The following is a 3,133-nucleotide window of genomic DNA, read 5'->3' as shown; positions in this document are numbered from 1 at the left end:
CCGCGCCCGCCCGCCGCTTCCCGTGCGCGCCGGCCTCGTCGCCGGGGCTCGGCCGTGCCGGCCGCGGGCTGGCGCTCGCGCACGAGCACGAAGTCCGCGCGCCGCAGCGCCGTGTCCACCGCGACGATCTTCACGGTGACGGCGTCCCCGAGCCGGAAGGTCGTGCCGGTGTTCGCGCCGACGAGGGCCCGCAGGTCCTCGCGGAAGCGGTAGTAGTCGTCGCCGAGGGTGCTCACGTGGACGAGCCCCTCTACCGGCACCTCGGCCAGCTCCACGAAGAGCCCGAAGTTCGTCACGCCCGTGACGAAGCCCGCGGCCGTCTCGCCGATCCGTCCCGCGAGGTACTCGGCCTTGCGCAGCGCGACCACCTCGCGCTCGGCCTCCGTCGCGACGCGCTCGCGCGCCGAGGCGTGCGCGGCGATCTCCGGCAGCGCCGCCTCGAGCTGCTCGGCGCGCGCCGGCGCGAAGCGGCCGCGCCGCACCAGCTCGCGCAACAGGCGGTGCACCACCAGGTCCGGGTAGCGCCGTATGGGCGAGGTGAAGTGCGTGTACGCCTCGCTCGCCAGGCCGAAGTGGCCGATGTTGTCGGCGGCGTACACCGCCTGCTTCATGCTGCGCAGCAGCACCTCGTTGATCACCCGCTCCTCCGGGCGGCCGCGCAGGCCCTCGACGAAGTCCGCGAGAAAGCGCGCCGACGGCTCGTGCGGCAGCCGCAGCTTGTGGCCGAACCCGGCGGCGAACTCGGCAAACGAGAGCAGCTTCTCCTGGGCCGGCGGCTCGTGGACGCGGTAGAGGCCCGGGACCTGCAGCCACGCGAAGTACCCCGCCACCGCCTCGTTGGCGGCGATCATCAACTCCTCGATGATGCGGTGCGCCACGTTGCGCTCGGAGCGGGCGATGCTGGCGATGTTGCCGCGCAAATCGAGGAGGATCTGCTCCTCGGGCAGGTCGAAGTCGATGCTGCCGCGGCGGGCCCGCTGCGCGCGCAGGGTCTCGGCCAGCTCCCGCGCCTGCCCGAGCATCGCGGCGAGGCCGGGCACCGGCGGCAGCGCGCCGGGGTCGCCCTGCTCGAGGGCGCGCGCAACCTGCGTGTACGTCAGCCGCGCGGCCGAGTGGATGACCGTCTCGAGGAAGTCGTGGCGCAGCAGGCGCCCCTGGCGCGAGAACTCGAGGACGGCGCTGAACGCCAGGCGGTCGACGCCGGGGTTGAGGCTGCAGATCCCGTTCGAGAGCCGCTCGGGAAGCATCGGCAGCACGCGGCCGGGGAAGTAGACGCTGGTCCCCCGCGCGAAGGCCTCGCGGTCCATGGCCCCCCCCTCGGGGACGTAGTGCGAGACGTCGGCGATGTGCACCCGCAGCAGCCAGGTCGCCTTGGGAGTCTGCTCGACCGAGATCGCGTCGTCGAAGTCGCGCGCCGTCTCGCCGTCGATGGTCACCGTGAGCAGGCCGCGCAGGTCGCTGCGGCCGGCGCGCGCCGCCGGCCCGACCTCGGCGGGCACGGCCTCCGCGTCGAGCAGCACCCGCCGCGGGAAGCGGTGCGGCAGGTCGAACTGGCGGATGATCACCTCCTCGGCGACGCCGGGGTCACCCTCCTTGCCGAGGATCTCGACGACCGTCGCCTCCGCGGGCCGGCGCGCCGCGGGCCACGCCGTGATCTCCGCGACGACCACCTGTCCGGTCAGGGCCCCGCCGGTGCGCCCGTCGGGGATGAACACGTCCTGCGTCAGCCGCCGGTCGGACGGCGTCAGGTAGGCGTACTCGCCGGTGCGCTCGACGCGGCCGACGACCGTCGTCCGCGCGCGGGAGAGCACGCGGATGACCGTCCCCTCGGGGCCGCGCCCCCCCCGTCCCTGGCCCTCGATGCGCACGAGGACCCGGTCGCCGTGGAGGGCGCCGCCCATCTCGCGGGCGGGAACGAACACGTCGCCCCCGCCGTCGCCCTCGAGGGCAACGAAGCCGTAGCCGTCGGGGTGCACCTGCAGGCGACCGGGGGCGAGGTTCATCTCGGCGGCCGCGCCGAAGCGCCGGCCGCGCGTGCGCACCAGTTCCCCCGACTCGCAGAGCTGACGCAACAGCGACTGGAGCCCGCGCTTGCCGCCGGCGGGCACGTCCAGGCGGTGCTGGATGTCGCGCAGGCCCATCGGTCGCGCGCCCGCCGCGCGCAGCAGGGCGAGGACCCGGTCGCGCAACGCGTCCGTGGAAGGGGGCATTGATCATGAGCGTAGCACCGCGGGCCGGGATTTGCCACACGCTCAGGGTGTCGCGCGCCGTTGCGCCCGCGCCGGCGGCCGGCGGATAATCGCGGCCGGAGACAGCGGAGAGCGGGAGGACGCGGTGCGGATCGTCGACGGGCACAACCTGATCGGGGCGGCGGGAGCCTTCGGCCTGGCGCTCTCGCAGCCCGACAAGGAGGAGCGGTTGCTGCGGCTGCTCGTTGCCTGGCGCGGGCGCCGGCGCAGCCGCGAGCCGCTGCTGCTCGTCTTCGACGGCCACTACGGGCGGCTTGCCGACGGGCCGCGGCGCACGTCCCGGGCCGGCATCGACGTCGAGTGGGCCGTGGGCGAGCCGGCGGACGCGCTGATCCTCCGCCGGGTGCGGGCGGCGGCGCGGCCGCGCCAGGTCGAGGTCGTCACGTCGGATCGCGCCGTGGCTCGGGCCGCGGCGAGCCAGGGCGCGCGCGTCGTGCGCAGCCAGGACTTCGCGGCCGCGATCGCCGCGACGTTCCCGGAGGGCGCGGTCCCAGAAAAACCCGGGGCGCCGACGCCCGACGAAGTCGAGGAGTGGCTCGAGGAATTTGGCCGCGGCGAAGACCGGTAGGGTTCGCCCGGATCAGCGTCCGAAACTGCAGGCGACCGTGTTGTATACTTATCGGAAATTCGTGGGAGGGACGATGGTCGAGACGCTGCGCTGGAAGAGGGGACGCCTCGAACTGCTGGACCAGACGCTGCTGCCCGGGCGCGTCGTCTACCGGCCGCTGCGCACCGCGGCCGAGGTCGCCGCGGCGATCCGGGACATGCTCGTGCGCGGGGCGCCCGCGATCGGCGTCACAGCGGCCTTCGGGATGGCGCTCGCAGCGCGCGGGGCGGCGCGCCTGGCCCCGGCGGCATTCCGGCGCGAACTGGCGCGGGCCGAG

General features: G+C 74.8%; 3 protein-coding genes. 2 read left to right on the top strand and 1 reads right to left on the bottom strand.

All coding sequences use genetic code 11. From position 1 onward, the window contains the following. The coding region (gene rnr / locus VI078_13695) for a ribonuclease R (protein HEY6000337.1) at nucleotides 1-2,210 on the bottom strand (2,210 nt) is incomplete at its 3' end. Between the two features lie 124 nt (nucleotides 2,211-2,334). Here rnr and VI078_13690 point away from each other — a divergent pair. Together VI078_13690 and mtnA are read left to right on the top strand one after the other, a co-directional pair. Beyond that, nucleotides 2,335-2,817, top strand: coding sequence for an NYN domain-containing protein (locus VI078_13690; GenBank protein ID HEY6000336.1), 483 nt, complete (start codon nucleotides 2,335-2,337; stop codon nucleotides 2,815-2,817). Nucleotides 2,818-2,890: 73 nt separating this feature from the next. After that, nucleotides 2,891-3,133 (top strand): S-methyl-5-thioribose-1-phosphate isomerase (gene mtnA, locus VI078_13685; GenBank protein HEY6000335.1); only part of this gene is annotated, 243 nt, incomplete at its 3' end.

This window comes from bacterium, assembly GCA_036524115.1.
Taxonomy (GTDB): Bacteria; JAUVQV01; JAUVQV01; order JAUVQV01; family DATDCY01; genus DATDCY01.
The sequence above is the reverse complement of the archived record's forward strand: the minus strand, read 5'-3'. Positions and strand labels throughout refer to the sequence as shown.